The organism is Enterococcus sp. DIV0682, assembly GCF_051712685.1.
GTDB classification, from domain to species: domain Bacteria; phylum Bacillota; class Bacilli; order Lactobacillales; family Enterococcaceae; genus Enterococcus; species Enterococcus faecalis.
The window spans coordinates 2,481,411-2,502,413 of sequence record NZ_JBIOPK010000001.1; the positions used below are offsets into that span (position 1 = coordinate 2,481,411).

Sequence of the window (21,003 nt, forward strand, 5' to 3'; positions counted from 1 at the left end):
TAGTATCTTCTAGTTACTCTTAATAATTTTATTTTTCAATAGCCATTGTAAAAATAACACAAGGACTACAACTGGCCAAAGCGTGATTGGGAAAAAGAGCCCCACAAAAATGCCTGGTACAAGAATCGTTCCTAAGATTTGGGTTGTTAAACTCGTAGCAAAAATTGCGACAACAAAAAGCGAGTCAATTGTTGGGAAAAATTGTGCGACCGCAAACCCGATTAAAATAGCTGAAAAAACGACGGGAAAAATATCGCCACCTATCCAACCTGTCTGTAAACAAACTTGTAAAAATACTAGTTTCATTATCGCAGCGACCACCAAGATATACCAGGCTTGTTGACTACCAAAACTAGGAACTAAATGCATAAAAGATTGTCCTGAAAATAGTAATCTTGGCATTAAAATAACAAAAAGAAAAATACAGGCTGCACCAAAGCTTACCAGTATGCTTTGCTTTTCTTCAAAAGGTTGGCATAGTTTAGCCAGAGCAGCTTTCAACCATTGATAGGCGTTACCAATCACAAAAGCAGTTAATAAAGCGGGTAAAATCAGCCATAACGAAGCCATTTCAATTTTTCCAGTTCCTAACTTCGTAATAAACGATGGGTGTCCCACCAATTTCATTAAAAAGGTAAACACCACCAACCCGTTCACAATAAATAACCCGTTCATCACTTGTTTCAGTTTCTTTTTATCCGCAGGAGCGAGCCTCGTGTCGTAGCGCTGAACAAACTGTTGCGGATGTAGCAAGCGCTGGATTTTTGTCCAAAATGCTTGCTGTTCTTGCTCGTCATAATGAAAATAAAGGTACCGTAACTTATCAGATTGCCAGACTGACAACGAAATAATTGCTCCCAACAATGCGGCTTCAGGACCGACACCAGCCCCGAAAATTAAAATTACCAAGGCGGCCAATAAATTTCTAAACACTCCTGAATAATCGACCGATTGTTTCGCCTTCAATTCTGTCAGAGCCTCATGCGCCGTTTGTGGTACTTGTCCGAAGCGTTTCTTCAGATAACTCAATACCAACGCTCCTAGCACACACAAGACAAAATAATAGAGGATTGGCCATTTCATTTGCGCTGGCAACACCTCCCAGAGCAGAGTCGTTAGCTCTCCTTCAATGATTAAAAACGCTCCTGAAATTCCCGCGATGATACTACTTAAAAATAACCCACTGACGATAATTGTCCACATTTTTCTGTTACGCATACTTCCTCCAAATGATAGTTGTTTCTTTTATAGTAGCAGATAGTTAGTGGTTTGTGTTTGAAGATTTTGGGAAGGATTTATTTTTTTGAAAAATTGAGGTTATGAAAAGTTATCGTTTTACATTATTATTATTTGAATTTGTTGATTGTATTTACGCTGATAGGTGTTTGGGAACTGTGTAAGTTGGGGAGGGTGGTTGAAAGAGTTACTCGTAAAAATAAAGAATTAAAATCAACGCTACCTTTAACAATATCTGCTCAAGAAGGATTGATAGATCAGAATGTATTTTTCAATAAATCCGTTGCTAGTCGAGATGTTAGTGGTTACTATCTAATTTATAATGGAGAATTTGCATATAATAAGTCTTATTCAAATGGCTATCCGTGGGGAGCTATAAAACGTTTAAATCGTTATGATATGGGAGTTTTATCAACGTTGTATATTATTTTTAAACCTAAAAATATAGATTCTAATTTTTTAGAAAAATATTATGATACTAGTTGTTGGTATCATGAAGTCTCGAAACATGCTGCTGAAGGTGCAAGAAATCATGGGCTTTTGAATATTGCAGCATCTGATTTTTTAAGAACTGAACTCACAGTACCTAAAAGTGTTGAGGAGCAAAGAAAGATTGGAAACTTTTTAAAACAATTAGATGATACTATAACACTTCATCAGCGTAAGTTAGAGCAGTTGAAAGAGTTGAAGAAAGCGTATTTGCAAGTAATGTTCCCTGCAAAAGATGAACGAGTACCTAAGGTTCGTTTTGCTGCTTTTGAGGGGGAGTGGGCGCATCGTAAGTTAGGAGAAATTACAGAATCCTTCTCTGGTGGCACACCTACCGCAGGAAAATCTGAATATTATGGTGGGGATATTCCATTTATCCGTTCAGGTGAAATTTCGTCTGATTCAACCGAATTGTTTATTACAGAAAATGGATTAAATAGTTCATCAGCTAAGATGGTTAAAGTTGGGGATATCCTCTATGCACTGTATGGTGCAACAAGCGGAGAAGTTGGGATATCTAAAATCACAGGTGCAATTAACCAAGCTATTTTAGCAATACGTCCAAGCAAAAATGACAATTCGTACTTAATTATTCAATGGCTAAGAAAACAAAAAAATACAATTATTTCTACCTATCTTCAAGGAGGACAAGGAAATTTATCCAGTTCAATAGTAAAAAATTTGATTATTATGCTTCCACAGAATAAAGAAGAACAAGAGAAAGTGGGAATATTCTTTAAGCGATTAGACGATATCATTACTCTTCATCAAAATAAATTAGAGCAATTAAAGGACTTGAAAACATCTTACCTCCAAAATATGTTCATATAAAACTGAATATTTACACACTTTCCTACCTCCGAGATAATAAAAAAGATGATTCTTTCATCAACAATTATCGAGGAGGTTTTATTTTGGTTAAGAGAAAGAGAACAGAGCAGTTATTTCATGAGTATTTTAGTGAATGGGTGGAGCTATATAAGGTAGGGGCGATTCGGGATATTTCGTTGCAAAAATATTATATTGCGGAACAACGGCTTGCTGAGTTGGCACCTGGTTTAAAAGTAAAACATTTGGATCGGCAACGGTATCAGCAGTTGTTAAATGACTATGCGTTAACCCACGAACGGCAGACAACCATGGATTTTCATCATCAATTAAAAGGAGCAATTTTAGATGCAGTCGATGAAGGACTTATTTCAAAAAATCCAACACGAAAAATTGTCATTAAAGGAAAAACACCACGTCCTAAAAAATCAAAATTTTTAAACCAATTTGAAGTTCAAGCTCTTTTGAAAGAATTAGAGTTAGGCGAGCAGCTAAACTGGGATTGGTTTATTTTATTGGTAGTTAAAACGGGCCTACGCTTTTCCGAAGCATTGGCGCTAACGCCAAAAGATTTTGATTTTTCTAAACAAAAAATAACTATTGAAAAAACATGGAATTATAAGAACCCCACTGGTTTTTTCCAATCAACAAAAAATGAATCTTCTAAACGCAAAGTACAAATTGACTGGCAAACGGCAATGCAATTTTCTCAATTGATAAGAAATATGCCACCAATGGAACCAATTTTTGTGAAAGGACGTGTCTTTAATTCTACGATTAATAGTCGCTTAAAAGTCTTATGTAAACGTGCGCAGATTCCAGTGATTACTGTCCATAGTTTGCGTCATACACATGCCTCGCTGTTATTATTTGCTGGTGTTTCAATTGCCAGCGTGGCGACTCGGTTAGGCCATTCTAGTATGACAACTACGCAAGAAACTTATCTGCATATTATTCAGGAATTAGAGAATCAGGATAATGATAAAATTATGCGCCATTTGGCGATGTTGATGTAAGAAAAATAACTCCTCGCGGATTGCGGGGAGTTATTTTTTAGATGAACATGTTTTGTAGATAGGATTTTTTTAAGGATTTTAGTTGATTGAGTTTATTTTGATTAAGAATGATAGCATCGTCTAAATTTGTGAATAAATCACCTATTTTATCCTGTTCTTCAAAAATGGTTATTTTCATTTCTACTTGATTAATTTCTCCTAAATTTATTTTTTTTGGAAACGCTATGTGTAATGTACGCTTCCAAATATTTCTTTGAATTTCAGGACTAGAGATAATAAAAGATAAAAAATATGGATTAGTTTCTTTTGCTTTCAGCAATGCTAAAGTTACATAATACGCTAGTGGTTCATCAGTCTCTATAACTTTCATTGTTCCTATATCACCAATTCTAGTCATTAAAATATCACCTTTTTTAGCTCTTTTTTTTGAGTACTCTTTTTCATATGCTTCATGGGTAATGTATTTTTTAGTTTCTAAAGTAGCGATATTTTCAACGCTGACAAATTTAACACCAGAATCAGTGTACCTAGGTGTTTGATGAGTACCATCAAAAATTTCTACGACATCCCCTAACTTACACAGTTGCCAATCATCCTCAAAATCAGCAAATCTCACCCGAGGAACAGTCTCATCTTTCTTTGGAAACATCAGTTGTAGATACGCTTTCTTCAGCTCTTTCAACTGCTCTAACTTACGCTGATGAAGAGTGATAGATTTAATAAGGTAATCCAAAAATGAAAATATCTTCAATTGTTCTAGCTCTGATGGATATTTTATTTCCATATCTGCAATCATATTTAATCTAACAGAATCTACAGATGTTTTCGCTGTTAGAGAACGAACTCTACGGTGAAAATTTAAAGAAAAATAGTAATAAAAATATTTTGCCGAAATTTGTTTATTAAAATCATACATTCTGTATACACGTTGATGCAAATTGTATTTCCCAGACACATAATGAAAAACTCTTCCTGTACCAACTCCATCTCCGACTGTAAGTACAGCTTCTTGGTCATAAAGAAAATAATTACTTCGTTCTATATTTTCAGAACGTACATAAAAAGGATATTTTCCATTTTCTACTTTATCTTGTGTATTCCCCTTACCTGTAGAAATTTTACATAACTCTTCAACCTTACACTGTTCCCAATCTTCACTAAACCCACGAAACCGGAGCCGAGGGACCTTTTTCATCTCGTCCCTCATCCTCCAAACACCTCTTTCGTGGCATCTATCAGTGCTTGGGTTTCTTCCGTTACCACCAGGTCATCAAGCATAGCTAATAACTCAGCTTCTACTTTTTTTATTTCCTCGTTAGTATTTTTAATGTCATTGTTTAGCGCCACTAAATCAACAGGTGGCTCTTCTTCGTATGTGTCAACATATCTAGGGATATTCAAATTATAGTCATTTTCTTTGATTTCATCTAACGTTGCGAGATGTGAATATTTCTCTATTTCTTTACGCTGAACCACAGTATCGACAATTTTATCGACATCTTCTGGGCGCAAATGATTTTGTTTTTTTAATTTTTCAAATTCTCGACTTGCATCAACAAATAAAATATCAGAAGCCGTACGATTTTTTCTTAAAATCAAGACACAAACTGGAATAGATGTATTCAAGAATAATTTATCTGGGAATCCAATCACTGTTTCAATTTGGTGTTTGTCAATCAACGCTTTTCGAATACGACCTTCTGCGGCTCCTCTAAATAATACGCCGTGAGGTAAAATAATCGCCATTCGGCCATTGTCTTCTAAATGGTATAAACAATGGAGTAAAAACGCATAATCCGCTTTGGTTTTCGGCGCAATACCATATTCACGCCAACGAGGATCATCTTCACGATCTTTATTGTTCCAATGAGCTGAGTAGGGCGGATTTGCCATAACCGCATCAAACATTCTTGGATTATCTTTCCCATCTACTACGCCATCTGGCCAGTCACTTTCAAGTGTATCCGCATGATTAATACTAATATCATTGTACTCTACACCATGCATCATTAAGTTCATTCGCGATAAGCGATACGGTGTGGCATCTTTTTCTTGCCCAAAATATTTAATCATACCTCGCTTATGTGAATTTTTCATATAGCTAGCTGTTGTTAACAACAACGAGCCCGAACCAACCGTTGGATCATAAATAGAAAAACTTTCCTCTTCTTCACGACCAGATGTTAAAATTCGTGCCATTACGTTAGAGATTTCTTTCGGTGTATAGTATTGGCCCATATCAGAAGCCAAGACTGTTGCAAATTGAGCAACTAAATATTCATAGATATCTGATACTGTATCATCACTACCTGACAAATCAAATTCTGGTGAAGAAAGCAGCTCAATCATTGAAATCATGACACTAGCACGAGCTTGTGCATTCGCGCCTAAATCGGCACTATCAAAGCGCATACCATCAAAAATCCCTTCAAAATCACCTTTTGCTTCAAAGGCAATTTGCTGATTGAAATGACCAAATGTATCAGTCATCATCCCAATATTAAAACGATCTTCATCGATTGCTTTTTTCCAATCATCAAAAAAATCATTTGGTTGAATCGCATAACCTAAGTTTTTTTGCATATATTCTAATGCTTTTGAGGGATTCTGTGCATAAATGTTTTCCCAAGTTTCTCCACGTGTGACATCATCTAGCCAACGTGTGGCTTTTTCTGATAGGTATTTATAAAATAAAATACCAAAAATATAATCTTTATATGCTGTCAAACCAATTTGTCCACGTGTTTGATTCAACATCGTCCACATCTTCGTTTGTTGTTCTTGTGATAAAGCCATCGTATTCTGTCCTTCTTTCTAATTATAATGAATTGAAAAATTTCATTAGGGCTTCTTCAAACTCGGCGGCACCAAAAAAGTCAATATTTTCTTCTTTTTCGATTTCACGAACTAAATCTGCCAAATTAGGATTATCAATGAGTGTGTGACCAGGTAAAAATAAATCAAATGCCTCAACTACTCGATTTCCATTTACATCTTGGTCAGCCGCCCATCGCCGAATTTTCAATTCTCGAAGATTTGTCCGTCTTTTCTTACGCTCTTGTTGAAGCGTTTCAGTAGTGAAGTGTTCCGTAATTTCACCAGATTCAATATCATCGACAATTTCATTAATTTCTTGACGACTTTCATCATCCATTGGAGTAATATGTTTATCAATCGCTTCTCGATTATGCTCTGTTTTTTCATCCATAAAGTTATTTAACAATTCAACTAACATATCATAGTCAATAATTTCATGGTCAAAAAATTCAATTCCTATTTTAATTTCAGTTAAATCGGGTCGTTCTGATTCAGGTAGTTTTTCTTTAGTATCATATAATCTCGCTTGTAACGCGCCAAATTCGTCAGTATTGGCAATATCTAAGCGAATCATTTCACCAGTTGGTTCATTGTTATCATCTAAAACATCAATCTCGGTTCCTAACTCATATCCTTGCTGAATCAATTGTTGAATCTTACTCTGCGCTGGAAAAGCCAAGTTGACAAATTCTCTGATATCATTAGTTCCACGAGGCACTTGGCTAAAATCATCCCCTGCTAGTTCTTTTAAACGAGCAATTGTTCCTTCTAATTCTTGGATTTGATGACTTTGTGGTTTAGCTAAAATATCATCATTTTCTAAATCTTTAAGTTCTTGATTTCCAGCTTCTTCTTCCGCTTCTTGTAATGTATCGTTTCCGCCTCGTGTATAGATACGCAATGCATTTTCTACATATTCTTTCATTGCATCGCCTTGGCGATAGAAGCGAACTTTTCCATGTGGTTTACTGTCACGGTTCAGCGTCCGATTGGTGCGCGACATCGCTTGAATCAGCATACCTTCTTTAAGCATTTTATCCATATAAATCATGTTAATAAATTTTGAATCAAAACCTGTGAGCAGTTGATCTGAAACAATCACTAAATCTAAACGATCTTCTTCTTTTCCTTGATTGTATGGTTTCTTACGAGCTAGTCGTTTAGTAATATCAATCATATACGCACGTGCTGGGTCTTTCGCAGAAAGAATACTTGGTACATTGAATTTTTCTGTGTAAGCCTTAATTGCTTTTTTTAAAGCTTCATTTTGCTCTTTTGTACCATTTTTATTTGATTCATCCGTTGAAAAAGTCATGGTTACATTTAAGTGCGGTGCTTTTTCTTTAAAAATATTGTAGTAATGTACTACTGCTTGTTTACCAGAGACTGCTAACATTGCTTGAAAAGTATTTTCTTTTCGGACCCCACCTATTAACGGTCCGCTAGAGGTTTTTTTCCAATTGTCCAAAATGTCTTGAACGACTTGACGACGGTAAACATCACTTTGATAGACTTCTTTTTCATATTCTTGTTCAGAAAAATCACTTTCTGCATTTTCAACGACCCAATGAGGCTTGAAATAAGTGACGTCAAAGCCTAGAACATTGCCATCACCAATTGCATCTTTAATGGTATAAGTATGCAATCGTTTCCCAAAAATATCATGTGTTGAAATGTCTCTTGTTGTTGTCACATCGTTAATTTCATCACTATAAAAATTGGGCGTTCCAGTAAAGCCAAACCATGTTGTTTTCTTAAATGCTTTTTTTATTAACTGAACAGATTCACCGCTGGCACTTCGATGCGCTTCATCCATGATAATGACATTCCACTCATCATTTGTTAGACCATTTTTCACCGCTTTTGTTAAACCTTGAACAGAAATTAGTAAAATTTGTGAAGCACCTTTATGTTTTAGTTCTCGTTTAAGTTCACGGCCATTAACTTTTTTGATTCGTTTTTTAAAGTGCATATACGCAAAGTCTTTAAAGTTTTCTAATGTCTGGTCAATTAAATCGACACGATCAACAATAAACAAAACGTTGCGAACTCTTGGCGCAGAAGCTAATAATTGAGCAACTTTAAAAGAGGTCACCGTTTTACCTGAACCCGTCGTATGCCAAATATAACCGCCTTCTTTTTCAATTAGGCCACTGGATTCCATTTCTTTCATACGTTGTAAAATGCCTCGTGTTGCTTGAATTTGATAGCTACGCATAACCATCAAATTATCATTTGATGCATCTGGAATCATATTGACAGTGACTAACCGATGTAATGCAGGAATCCCCATGACTTGGTGAGCAAATTCAAAAGCATCTGTAATATCTTTATTTCTTTCATCACGCCAGCCAAAAACAAATGTTTTATTATAATGTTCAAAGGCATTAGGTCGTGCAAAATAATGCGCTGAGTGTTGACTTAAAATAAATTGGACTTGTACAAAAGCAAATAAGCCCTCATATAATCCATCGCCATGATAGCCTTTCAATTGTTCAAATGCATGCCATTGATTTTGTAAATGTTCATCTTTTTCTTCGATATGCGCAACAGGAATTCCATTAATCAATAACGCTAAATCAATAATTCTCTTGGATGTTAAACCTTTAGGTAAATTATTAAACATTACTTGGCTAACAACCTCATAACGTGAACGACCACCAGCCACATCATCTGAATAAAAAATTTCAATTTCTAAACTTGATCCATCATCCCGAACAAGCGGAATTGAGCCAACACCACCTGCTCCAACCAATAATAATTGAGCATCGTAAGGTGTTCGAATACGTTGTAATTCTTGGAGAATCATTTTGAATTCATTATCAGATAACGGTGTACCATTTAATTTATGTGCATTTGTTTCATTTAATACATCGTGCCAATGCTGCTCTAACTTTTTAATACTTACATTCGATAAGTCTTTACGATAAGTCCAACCCTCAGACTCAAGCTTTTTTATTAACGCTTCTTCAAATTTTGCTTCTGCCAATTAAATACTTCCTCTCGCTTTTAATGAGAAAAAATTCCGTAAATAAAGCCTTTTCTCTCGCTCTAACAACAAGAACTTACGCTGTCATACAGTGTAAGTGTAATGAATTACCCCAACTTTTTCAATAAAAAATGGAATCTTTATTGAAAAGATTCCATTTTTTATTGATTAAATTATCCTTCTTGTATAATCGTTTCTTTTAGCTTTATATATTCGGCTTCTGTCAAAATCTTTTTCTCAAATAAGGCATGTGCTCGCTCTAGTTTACTAAAAATATCGTCCGCATATTTAGTTGTTTCTGTTTCAGGTTGTTCTGAAATAACTTCAAAATCGGCTTCTAAAATTTCTAAATCTTTTTCTGCATCTTCTTGAGTATAGCCTATGTTTTTACTTAATTCATCCTTTAACCTCATAGCCATTGGTTTCATAGAGGCATAATTAATGCCGCCGGAAACAACGCCGCCTAAAACGGGAATTGCTTTAGAAACACCTTTCGCAAAAGTTGCTTTTGTTAATTTCGTCCCAAAAACAGCTAATATTTTTTTCAATATTGGGAAGAGAAACGTTTTTGTCAAAGCTTTTTGTGGTAGACGTTTTAGCGCTTGAATAGACAACCTATTAGACAAAATCCGAACGACCGAACCAGCTGACGTTACCCCTAACATGATTCCCAAGTATAAAATCAGTGTATTTTTGGCTTCTTCTGTCAATTCATCTTGATTGTTCCATAAATCATGGTAGCCATAAATATAAGAAATTTCTTGCGCTAATTTCAAAGAATAGCCATAGAATTGCGCAATATCTGCGGGAATGGTAGCTGCCATAGCCAGACCACCTGGAATTCCTGTCGCAAATGAAATTGCGCTCGACTGCATAACTGCTTGGTTAATACATTTTTGAGCAGCTCGGTCTAGTTCTTTTTTTGATAAGACTTTTTCTGGTCCATCATCAAATAATTCTTGTACATTGTCCACTTTATCTTGAAACATTTTTGTCAAAAAAGCATTTCGATTCACTTTGACACCAGGTAATTTTAACGACTCATTCACTACTTTCAACGCTAATACTTCTTCTTCCAACTGTAGGCCTCCTATTTTTACGCATAAATTCTCTTACAGTGTACTCCTTTTATCTTTCAAAAACAACGCCACTTCCTTATCGAAAAAAGATTACGAGGAATGACGATTCGCTTCTTTTTTTAATTGACCAATCCCCTTTTTATCCGTATTCTTAAGCAAAAGGAGGTTTTGCCATGTACTCCATGTTAAAACGTGTGATAACGGAAAAAGATTTGCTTCGGCAAATTCGTTTGTTGGAACAGTTGTTAAATGTTCCTCAGCTGACAGCCAAGCGTTTAGCCACGCAAATCCAGACGACAGAGCGAACCGTTTTTTCGGATTTACAGTATATTCGCAGTCAATTACCCGCCGACTGGTCCATTGAAACCGATAGCAGTGGTATTCGGTTACGTAATCAGGGGAATGCGCAAACCAATGAGCTTTGGTCATTATTTTTACCTCAATCCATTAGTATTCAACTATTAAAAGAGCTACTATTTACGAAAGAGTTAGTGACAACTTCTTTTTTGAGCACTAGTGGTGTTTCTTATGAAACTTTGAAGCGACATATCAAGAAAATGAATCAGGCCTTACGGGATTTTCATTTAATGATTCAGCTAACTACAACCACCATTCAGCTGATCGGGGAAGAAAGCAATATTCGGATTTTTTATCATCGCTTGTTGGTGCCTTTTACTCATAATAATTATTTTTTTGACGATTATTCTATTCATGAGGAGCATTATTTTCAATTTTTGAAACAAGTTTACAGTAGTGAGTTGACGGTGGAAACGGAAGAAATTTTTGGCGCTTGTTGGTTTTTTATTAACACGATTCGCAACAAAGCCAATTGCCGAGTGAGTCAATTTTCTTTTGATTCAAAAGATGTCTTGTTTCAACTTTATCAACCGTCCTTGGCAAAGCTTTATGCTTCTGAAGGCATCTATTTGCAAGGAGAAGAAAGTTTTTTCGCCTTCTTTTGTTTCTTAGAAAGTTGGAATTACGATAATGTCTATGGCGAAACGTTGGCTTCTGCGCTCCACACTCATTACAGTCAGCTGCGAAAGTCGTTACAACAGTTTGTCACTAATTTGTCCACTGAAGAAGCCCGGCCTGATTTAATCCAAACAAATTTATTGGATAATCTGTTATTGTTATTCATTAAATATACCGAGTCCCCAACACTTTCTGAGCAATTTCAATTGGAATATCAAGAATTAATGACCGAACAAGCCGCAGAGGACCTTGCGTTATCAAAGAGCAACCAAGAACTTTTGGAGATTTTATCTCGCTACACCACGATTGAAGAACCGACTTATTTTCTTAGTTTGGCTTCTTTGTTAGAAAAACAAGCCAGTTATTCCATTCAGGCGCAAACGATGACTGCCTATTTCCTCTTTCAAGGGGAACCTGCTTGGAAAGCTTTTTTACAACAAGAATTAGCTGCTTATTTAGGTACTCGTGTGAAATTACAAGCTATTGAATATGTGGAACTAAGCCAGTTGACGTTAAATGAAGCCGACATAATTATTTCCAATTTCCCCTTGGATCATCTTGATCTTCCTGTCTTTTATCTCTCTTTAATTCCAACAAAAAATGAACTCCGCCGACTAGCAGAGCTCACTCTTCATTCTTATTTTTAAAGGAACTAGCGAGGACATTCGCTAGTTTTTTGGCTTTCTTTCGTCATGAATCGTTTGGTTATATATTTTTCCCCTTCAACAAGGAAAAACAGACTCACAACATGGACGAAAATCATTGCTAATTGAAGGCCATTTAAAGAAGTTGTGCCAATTAATTGCTGCGCTACTGGCCAGTAAACTACTAGTGCTTGTAGTAAAAAGAGGATTCCTAATGAAGCAAACAACACTTTATTTTGGAAAAATCCTGTGCTTAACGACGGATCAACCAACTTACGACAGTTGATCATATACGCTGCTTGCGCTAAGACGATACTTTGTAAGAGGAACGTTTGCTGTAAGGCTTGGCCCTCAAATTGTAACGCCATGAGGTAACCTGGTACCATAATGAGTACCGACACATAGACGATTCTAAAAATACTGTACTTTGTTAAAATGCCTTCGTTGACATCTCTTGGTGGTCGTTTCATGGTATCAGCACTCGCTTTTTCAAAACCTAATGCATAAGACAAAGTAATCGTAGTTACCATGTTTACCCATAATATCTGGACAGGTGTCAACGGTAGAGGATGATTCATTAAAAGCGCCCAGACAACAATTAAGCCTTGTGCCAAAGAAGTTGGCAAGAAGAAAGTAATCGTCTTTTTCAAGTTATCAAAAATGCGGCGTCCTTCTTTCACAGCTTTAGCAATCGTATGGAAATTATCATCTGCCAAAACCATATCTGCGGCTTGTTTGGTTACTTCACTTCCTTTAATTCCCATGGCAATTCCGACATCAGCTTTCTTTAGTGCTGGCGCATCGTTCACACCATCGCCGGTCATTCCGACAATTTCGCCATTGTTTTGTAAAGCCGTGACAATTCGTAATTTATGTTCTGGTGTCGTTCGTGCAAATACATCGACTTTTTGAACGTGCTGAGCTAATTCTTCATCTGACATAGCATCAATTTCTAATCCTTCAAGGACTTTTTTCGTATGCTTTAAACCAACTTGCTCGCCAATGGCTTGCGCTGTATCTTTATGGTCTCCGGTAATCATTTTGACGGAAATACCTGCTTCTTGAGATTCTTTGACGGCTTGAATGGCACTTTCTTTTGGCGGATCGATGATGCCTGCCAGTCCAGCAAACGTCAATCCTGACAATGTTTCATGTGTCAGTTCCTGTTGTGACGTAACTGTCTTATAAGCGAAACCTAATACCCGTTGTCCTTTTTGCGCTAATTGCGCAGCTTGTGCTTGCCAAGCACCTTTTTGATTATCAGATAACATAGAAAGTTGTAACAATACTTCTGGCGCACCTTTGACATAAATAATTGAACCTTCTGCTTGCGGATGGCGAGTGGCCATGTATTTATAACTTGAACTAAACGGAATTTTCTTTTCTACAGGGCGTAAAGACAGTTGATCCTGATCAACATATTGTAGTAAAGCTAACTCGGTAGGATTCCCCTGCAAGTCGGCGATTTTTTGTTGGTCTTGTAATTTCAATTCTTGACAGTTGGCCATAATCTCTTTGACAATGGTCATTTCTTCAGTCACTACATCCATTACCGTCATTTCATTTTTAGTTAGCGTTCCTGTTTTATCTGAACAGATAACTGTCATTGAGCCTAATGTTTCAACGGAAGGCATGCCTTTAATAATCGCATTTTCTCTAGCCATCTCATGAACACCCATCGATAAAATCATCGTTAACACAGCAGGTAAGCCTTCTGGAATCATTGCTACAATTAATGCAATCATCGCAGAAAATAAGAGGCTCCATTCCATGCCATGACGAAAAGTGGTAAAGAAAATCAGAAACACGATCAAGACCATAATCCCTTGGAAAATTTGCTTGTTTAATTGGTGCATTTTCCGCACGAGCGGCGTTGTTTTTTGATCTACTGACTGCAACGCGTGATTAATTTTTCCAACTTCAGTGGAATCTCCTGTTTCTACTACAACGCCCAAGGCTGAGCCCGCTTGGACAAGAGTTCCTGAAAAAGCCAAATTCTTTTGATCGCCTGTTGGCAATTCTTCATTCAAGGAACCGGTAATTTTCTCTACGGCTTCTGATTCGCCTGTCAAAATTGATTCTTCAATCATCAGATTATGAACATCAAATAAGCGCAAATCTGCTGGGACTACATCGCCAGCTTGTAACGTGACTACATCCCCCAGAACCAATGTTTCAGAAGAAACGGTTGTTTTTTGTCCATCAATTAGAACGACTGCCTCTTGGCCCATCATCTGTTTCAGGCCGTCTAATGATTCTTCTGCTTTACGCTCTTGCCAATAACCGACAAAGCCATTGACAAGTACCACTAGAAAAATGATACTTCCTTCGACCACTTCGCCTGTGGCAAATTTTAGAATTGCGGCAGCGAGTAAGACCACCATTAGTAAATCTGTAAAATGTTTGGCTAGCTTTTGCCACGTTTTCAGTTGTTGTTTTTCTTCAATTTTATTTGGACCATTCGTTTGTAAACGTTGCTGACGTTCTTCGCTAGAAAGACCCGTTTGCTTCGTCTTAGTCTGCTCGATTACTTTTGTTGAGGAAAGTTGATACCATTTCATTTCGTGTACCTCCTATTTACTTGATACCTTTATTATAGAGAGGATTTTCTTCACAAAATGGTCGATAATTTCAGTGGCCCCTGAAAAAAATGGGGCCGAGATTATTAAAGAAAGGAACAACCCGCATTTTAGCGGGTTGTTCCTTTCTTTTAAATATTTTCTTGTTCGACCACCAATTGACTTTTGCCAATTAACGCTTTGACATCAATACTTTCACCATTTTTACGTCGGTCTGCTAACTCAACTGAGGTGGTAAACAACAAGTCACTAGAAGAGTTCAACGCTGTTTCAATGGAATCTTGGACTACGCCGACGATAAAGCCAACGCCGACGACTTGCATGGCAATGTCATTGGAAATGCCAAACAAACTACATGCAAGCGGAATTAACAACAAGGAACCACCAGCAATTCCTGAAGCCCCACAAGCAGAAACAGCGGCGATGATACTCAACAATAAGGCTAAATAGATTGGCACGGACATGCCTAATGTGTGGACTGCCGCCAATGTCATAATGGTAATCGTAATGGCTGCGCCGCCCATATTAATCGTTGCGCCCAGCGGAATAGAGACCGCATAAGATTCTTCATTTAAATCCATTGCTTTCGCCAATTCCATATTAATGGGAATATTGGCCGCAGAACTGCGTGTAAAGAATGCGGGAATCGCACTTTCCTTTAATACAAAAAAGACTAACGGATACGGATTTTGCCGAATATTCCAAAAAACAATCGCTGGATAAACGACTAAAGCAACCACGGCCATCGTACCAATTAACAATAATAATAACTGGCCATACTTGGCTAACCCTGCAATGCCTGTGGTTGCCACCGAATGAAACACCAATCCCAGAATCCCAATTGGCGCAATGCCGATAATCATTTGAACGACCGTGGTAATCCCTGTCGAAAGATTGGCAATCACATCCTTGGTAGCGACCGAACTTTGACGTAACCCAATGCCGATTAATGAGGACCAAAATAAAACAGATAAATAATTGCCTTCAATCATCGCTTGAATCGGATTTTGGACAACACTTGTTAACACATTGCTTAAAACATCACTAAGTTGCGTTGGGGCTGCTTGCGCTTCCTGCGCCGCCTCCAAGACAATCTTAACGGGAAACAGATAGCTTGCCGTCACGGCAACAACAGCTGCCAAAAATGTCGCTAACAGATAAACAACTAAAATTGATCCAACATATGTTTTCGCCCCAGCCTTTTGTTGGGCTAGCGACGCAATAATTAAGACAAAAACTAAAATCGGCGCAATTGCTTTTAAGGCGCCCACAAACAATTCACCAAGAACGCTGATGAAGGTCCATTCTGGCACCAAGAAACCCAAGGTGGTTCCAATCACAATCCCTATCATGATTTTTTGAATTAACGATAATTTCCGAATCGCTTTGACCATTCACTTCACGCTCCTTTAAAATAAAATACAGTTTGGGACATACTACCATAATTATTAAGATAAAAAAAGAGTGTTTCTCAAAAAACTTTCATTTTTCGAGAAACACTTGGTCAACTCATCAATTTCGTCTATTTTTCTGAAGACTTTTCCGCTGAATGCTCTTTGTTTTTATGGTGATGGTGGTGATGACTTTGTTTAGAATACAAGTAGGATTTTGCTACGACCGAAATAAACATAGCCATAATCCCCAAGCCTACTGTAGCATAAACCATAGTGAAGATTTTTCCCAAGTCAGTAACTGGATGCACATCTCCATAACCAATCGTGGTTAACGTCATAAAACTTAAATATAACGAATCTAATGGCGACAATTTTTCCACTGTTGAATAAAAAATAGTCCCACTCAACAACGTGGTTGCCAGTAAAAAGAACAAGGCACGAGTGTCTTCTTTTTTTAAGATACCTAAAAAAGATGAAAATAGTTTTTTGACAGAAATAAGTAAAGATAGCAAAAAAATGACCTCTTTCTATTGTTAATCTCTTCTTAACGTTAGCACTTTTTAGATGAAGTTCAACTTTTTAATTGGTGTGGTTAAAGAAAATTTATTTTTTTGTTATTTATAATACACTTCATCTAAAAACAATCCTTGTGCAGGAGCCGTTTCACCTGCGCCTTCTCGGACTTTTGTTGCGAATAATTCGTCAATTATCGCTAATTCTTTGGTGCCTGCACCAATTTCTAAAAGTGTCCCAACGAGGATGCGGACCATTTTATGCAAGAAACCATTGCCCACAAAAGTGAACTGTAACATTTCGCCGTTTCTTTCAATCGTAATCTTTTCAATCGTTCGAGTAGTCGGTTTTTTGGTTTTTTTCAATGCTGAAAAACCAATAAAATCATGGGTCCCTATTAATTTTTGGCAAGCTTGTTCCATTTTTTCTTGATCCAACGCTTTGGGAAAGTGAAAACTATGATACCGTTCAAAGGCATTAGGAATTGGGCTATTCCAAACATAGTAGCTGTATTGTTTGCCTGTGGCGTTATACCGTGCATGAAAACGTTCAGGCATTTCTGTAACTTCTTTAACAACAATATCGCCAGGTAAATATCGATTTAAAAAGGATAACATTTCGGTTGTTGTTAGTGAACTAGTCGTTTTAAAATTCGCTACTTGACCACGTGCATGTGTGCCGGCATCCGTTCTGCCTGAGCCAATAATTTCAATCGGTTCACCTGTCATTTGTGTTAAAATACTTTCAATTTTCCCTTGAATCGTTTTCTCTGAATTACCTAGTCGTTGCCAACCTGAGTATCTTTTACCATCGTATTCAATGGTTAATTTTATGTTGCGCATGGGCGAAGCTCCTTCGTATTCTTTTTCTCTCTTATCATAGCAGAAATAAGTGGATTTTTCTTCTTTTCCAAGAGAGCCTGGGACAAAAATCACTTTGGATTTTTGTTCCAGGCTTAAAAATTGATAAACGGCGGGAACAAAAGCAACTCCTTCGGAAATAAGCCGAAATTCTCCAAAAATTAAAGAACAATTTTCGGAAATTCCTTCTTATTTCTCGGAGTTAAACACTTCTGTCCCGACCTCTTAGTTTAATCCTGCAATTTTCAATTCTTCAACATTCGCTGCTTTAGCATTTTCAGTCACTACGGCTTTAAATGTCACTTGGTCGCCCTCTTTTAAGAATAGCGCCAGCGGACTGTTATTAGTCGTTACGCTAAAAATAGTTTTTTCATCTTCTAGTAAAAATGAAACTACCGTTTGCGCTTCCCCAGCTACTACTGAGACACGAGCTACTTTCCCTTGCATCGTTTTCAAGTTGGCTTTGTCTGTATTTTCATTGTTACTTCCTTTGGTTACTAACTCAATTCGATAAGCGTCTAATGCGCCTTGTGCCGTGTCTGCATCAATCACAATATCATTATCTACGGCGTTTATATAGACATATTTTTTGAAAATCCCTTTACTGTCCATTAACGAAACAATCCACGTTGGCACGCCATCAATGTTATAAAGGACTGGCATACTAGCTTTCCATTTCTTTTCTGGATAAATTTTTGAGGCGATAGAAATGGCGCCATCACTATCCATAATGCCGACTTTAGTATCACGATAATACGTAACTTGGCCTGTTCGGGCATTGATTAAGGAGTAACCTAAAGCGGAATCTTGGTCTTTTTCACTACTTGTAAAGTCCGTAAAATAAAGCAACTGGTTCCCTTCCTTGTTCATCATCGGCGTAATTTGTCCTGATGCATAAATACCATTTTCAGTTGGAATTTTAACATCTTTTTTGGCACCAAACATTGTCTGGTTCCACCAGCCTTGACTGTAACGACCAAAGAATTCATTTAAGCTATTCGCCGCTGAGCTAGTAATCGGCGCATCAACGAAACTTGGGGCTTTTTGACTGTCATAAACGTTAACTTCTCCTGTTGTAGCATTTAATACCGCCGTTTTAAATTCATTATAGTGCATGCGACCAGAAACCCCATACTCTTTGTAAAGCGTTTGAATATAGTAAGGATTCCCTTGGTCGTCCAGCTCTAAATTGATTGTGCCAGTTGCTGCATAACCTGGATAAGCGGAATAAATTTTTCGTGCGGCATCTTTGCCAAAGTAAGCTGAAGGAGTGTAAACGATTGGTTTTTCTACAAATTCTGGCTGTGCGTTGATATCTGTCGCACTAATGATGAAATAGCCAGGTACTTCCCCCAGTTTTAGCCATTTAAAGAAGCCATTAAATTCGACTGTTGCTACATAAACATACTCGCCATTGACAACTTGTGCTGTTATACCATCCAAAGTAAACATATTGGAATTGGGAATGACGGAAAATTTCTGTAACATTTTTCGTTTCGCCGTTTGTGGTGCAATCGCAATGGGTGTTTCTTTCGCCGAAGTTAAAACTTCAGCTTTTTCTTCCGTTTTTAAAGGAATCGTTTGATAAATTTCATCAATAGAAGAAATTCTGGTAATACTACTGACAATGGTCAACAAAATCATTGCCAAAACGGCAACACCCAAAATTTTGCCAGACCAGTCTTTGTTAGCCGTTTTGTTGGTATTCTTGCCTACTTCTTTGCGGCCCTTTTGGATACCAGGAACTTCGACTTTACTAGCTAAGCGTGTACTTAATAACATCCCACTAGCAATCACTGCGCCAATCAAATTAATCCACAACACGGTTGAAAGATTTTTACTTGGCAAAGTCACAAATAAAAAGATACCTAACAAGAGCAATTCCATCGCCATTAACAGAATGGTCCCCTTACTCTTTTTCCCTTTATTCGCTACAATTTTGGCGCCATTCGCAACTAAGATCCCGATACCAAAAAATAACGTTAACCCAATAAAATTAAAAAACATTCACTTGCCCTCCTCATAGATAAGTAAAAAAAGTGCTCCCACGCATTGTAGAAGCACTTCCTGTGATCCATTCTATTATAACGTTTTCTATTTTTACTGACAATATCGTTGAAGCAAAATCAGTCGGAAGGCTTAGAGTTTTGAAGAACGTTTATTTCTCTGGCTGAATATAAGGAACGATAGGTGCGGTCACGCCAATTGAAGCGCCACGAACAAAAGGTTCATTTTGTAAGGCTTTGAAATTTTTAGTTTGTCCGGTGAGCATGACTCCCCAAATAGGTAATTTTTCGACTTTTTTATTTTTATTTTGTTGGATAAACTTTTGGCCTTCTTGGTTGTCAGCAAACATGGGGGATTTTTCTAAGGTTTCAAAAAAGTGTTGCTTGTCGTTTTCAGGATCAAATATTTCATTTTGATCGTCCATGCTTAATTGAAAACCATAAGGCAGAGTACCAGAAGGCCCCTCTTTTTCATTAACCGTTTCGGAGTAAACATAGAGCCAAACTAAGTTGACATTGCTCGGTAACATTTTGCGGACTTCTTCATATGGATAAGGTTTATCAAAAGAAATCGCCACTTCCGCTACTTGGTTTTCCATTTTATCTAATTCAGTTAATTCGTTTTTGATACCACCATAGTAATTGGTAATCGCTGGGTTATAAAAAGATGCTACTTTCTGCTTGGTTTGTCGGTTGTATTCATAAAAATTCTTAGAAGAATAATAGCTACCAGGATAGACTTCATTCCAGTCAATCGAATTTCTGAAAAAGCTATATCTGCTACGTAAATTACTCCACTCCACCGTGTAACCATCAATATTTTTTGAACGATTGGTCACAACTTCGCCCCCAAAAGGCGAACTATTAGCAATTACTTGGGAATCTAATTGAGTGTTTGGTGAAGCAATCATTTCTTGATCATTAATTACTTCTAGTAGGGTATGATAGTTTTTCGTCGAAAGTTTATCCATTCCCACAAAAAAACCGACAAACAATACGGCAAAACTAACAACGGTTATGGCACCAATCACGATAAATTGTTTTCTTTTCGCTTTACGAATACTTTTTTTTAAATCCACTTCTATTCCTCCAGTTCTTTTTTTAATTTTTGACGTGTGCGATACAATTTTTTGCGAACATTTTCAACAGATAATTCTAAAATCAACGCAATCTCGGCATACGATAATTGATAATAATATTTCAAAAGTAATAGTTCTTGTTCCTCATCTTTTAAGGAATCGATCAATAATAATAACTCTTGCCCTTCCATTTTTTCTATTGATTTCACAGGATGGCTGTTTGCCACAAAAGTGCGTTCTCGTTTCTTTTTTCGATACATCGTAATGTAGTAATTAAATGTTACTCGGAAAAACCACGGGCGTAGATTTTCTGATGTAATTTCAGGTAATATTGAAAAAATCGTTGTATACGTTTGCGACACTGCATCTTGTGCATCTTCAAGACTTGCTCCTCGGCGAATCAAGACTTGGATGACTTCTTGCCCCAAAGAAAATAGTACTTCGTCAAAATTTGCCTCCTTTTTCATCTGATTTCTCCTTTCACTTATACAACGTTTCA

General features: G+C 37.1%; 15 protein-coding genes. 3 read left to right on the forward strand and 12 right to left on the reverse strand.

The genetic code is table 11. The features are described 5' to 3' along the window. Positions 1–9: 9 nt before the first annotated feature. Positions 10–1,218, reverse strand: coding sequence for a chloride ion channel protein (locus IGK96_RS12050; RefSeq protein ID WP_161975145.1), 1,209 nt, complete (start codon positions 1,216–1,218; stop codon positions 10–12). Between the two features lie 141 nt (positions 1,219–1,359). Between IGK96_RS12050 and IGK96_RS12055 the strand changes: the two genes are divergently transcribed. Then, positions 1,360–2,556, forward strand: coding sequence for a restriction endonuclease subunit S (locus IGK96_RS12055; protein ID WP_002399071.1), 1,197 nt, complete (start codon positions 1,360–1,362; stop codon positions 2,554–2,556). An 83-nt stretch (positions 2,557–2,639) separates the two neighbouring features. Further along, positions 2,640–3,569 carry a site-specific integrase gene (locus IGK96_RS12060; RefSeq protein WP_085443396.1) on the forward strand — a complete coding sequence of 310 codons (930 nt, stop codon included), beginning with the start codon at positions 2,640–2,642 and terminating at the stop codon, positions 3,567–3,569. A 37-nt stretch (positions 3,570–3,606) separates the two neighbouring features. Here IGK96_RS12060 and IGK96_RS12065 read toward each other — a convergent pair whose 3' ends face one another. The 4 genes from IGK96_RS12065 to IGK96_RS12080 form a co-directional block, all read right to left on the reverse strand. Next, on the reverse strand, positions 3,607–4,776 hold the full coding sequence (locus IGK96_RS12065; protein WP_129217717.1) for a restriction endonuclease subunit S: 1,170 nt from the start codon (positions 4,774–4,776) through the stop codon (positions 3,607–3,609). Beyond that, entirely contained in the window at positions 4,773–6,365 is a 1,593-nt protein-coding gene (locus IGK96_RS12070; RefSeq protein ID WP_085443118.1) for a type I restriction-modification system subunit M, read from the reverse strand. Before IGK96_RS12070 ends, IGK96_RS12065 begins: the two co-directional genes overlap by 4 nt. Before the next feature lie 22 nt (positions 6,366–6,387). Next, the gene (locus IGK96_RS12075; protein ID WP_002375638.1) at positions 6,388–9,375 is read right to left on the reverse strand and encodes a DEAD/DEAH box helicase family protein; all 2,988 of its coding nucleotides are present in this window, start codon (positions 9,373–9,375) and stop codon (positions 6,388–6,390) included. A gap of 173 nt (positions 9,376–9,548) precedes the next feature. Beyond that, positions 9,549–10,454 (reverse strand): EcsC family protein, encoded by a 906-nt coding sequence (locus tag IGK96_RS12080; RefSeq protein WP_085443117.1) that lies wholly within the window; start codon positions 10,452–10,454, stop codon positions 9,549–9,551. Between the two features lie 182 nt (positions 10,455–10,636). On the opposite strand from IGK96_RS12080, the gene IGK96_RS12085 reads away from it, so the two are divergent. Continuing rightward, entirely contained in the window at positions 10,637–12,076 is a 1,440-nt protein-coding gene (locus IGK96_RS12085; RefSeq protein ID WP_002390992.1) for a helix-turn-helix domain-containing protein, read from the forward strand. A 5-nt stretch (positions 12,077–12,081) separates the two neighbouring features. On the opposite strand, the gene IGK96_RS12090 is transcribed toward IGK96_RS12085, so the two are convergent. The 7 genes from IGK96_RS12090 to IGK96_RS12120 form a co-directional block, all read right to left on the reverse strand. Beyond that, positions 12,082–14,634, reverse strand: a complete 2,553-nt coding sequence (locus tag IGK96_RS12090) for a cation-transporting P-type ATPase (RefSeq protein WP_002391385.1) — start codon at positions 14,632–14,634, stop codon at positions 12,082–12,084. A 149-nt stretch (positions 14,635–14,783) separates the two neighbouring features. Continuing rightward, complete coding sequence (gene sstT / locus IGK96_RS12095) at positions 14,784–16,046, reverse strand: serine/threonine transporter SstT (RefSeq protein ID WP_002359106.1); 1,263 nt, start codon at positions 16,044–16,046, stop codon at positions 14,784–14,786. A gap of 128 nt (positions 16,047–16,174) precedes the next feature. After that, positions 16,175–16,558, reverse strand: coding sequence for a potassium channel family protein (locus tag IGK96_RS12100; protein WP_002355036.1), 384 nt, complete (start codon positions 16,556–16,558; stop codon positions 16,175–16,177). Positions 16,559–16,660: 102 nt separating this feature from the next. Beyond that, a complete protein-coding gene (gene truA, locus IGK96_RS12105; RefSeq protein ID WP_049095631.1) occupies positions 16,661–17,401 on the reverse strand; it encodes a tRNA pseudouridine(38-40) synthase TruA in 741 nt (246 codons plus the stop codon). Positions 17,402–17,644: 243 nt separating this feature from the next. After that, a complete protein-coding gene (locus IGK96_RS12110; protein ID WP_085443116.1) occupies positions 17,645–19,426 on the reverse strand; it encodes a DNA-binding protein in 1,782 nt (593 codons plus the stop codon). A gap of 151 nt (positions 19,427–19,577) precedes the next feature. Continuing rightward, positions 19,578–20,504, reverse strand: coding sequence for an anti-sigma factor (locus tag IGK96_RS12115; protein WP_002368394.1), 927 nt, complete (start codon positions 20,502–20,504; stop codon positions 19,578–19,580). 2 nt (positions 20,505–20,506) lie between these two features. Next, positions 20,507–20,971 (reverse strand): RNA polymerase sigma factor, encoded by a 465-nt coding sequence (locus tag IGK96_RS12120; RefSeq protein ID WP_002390448.1) that lies wholly within the window; start codon positions 20,969–20,971, stop codon positions 20,507–20,509. Positions 20,972–21,003: the final 32 nt, after the last annotated feature.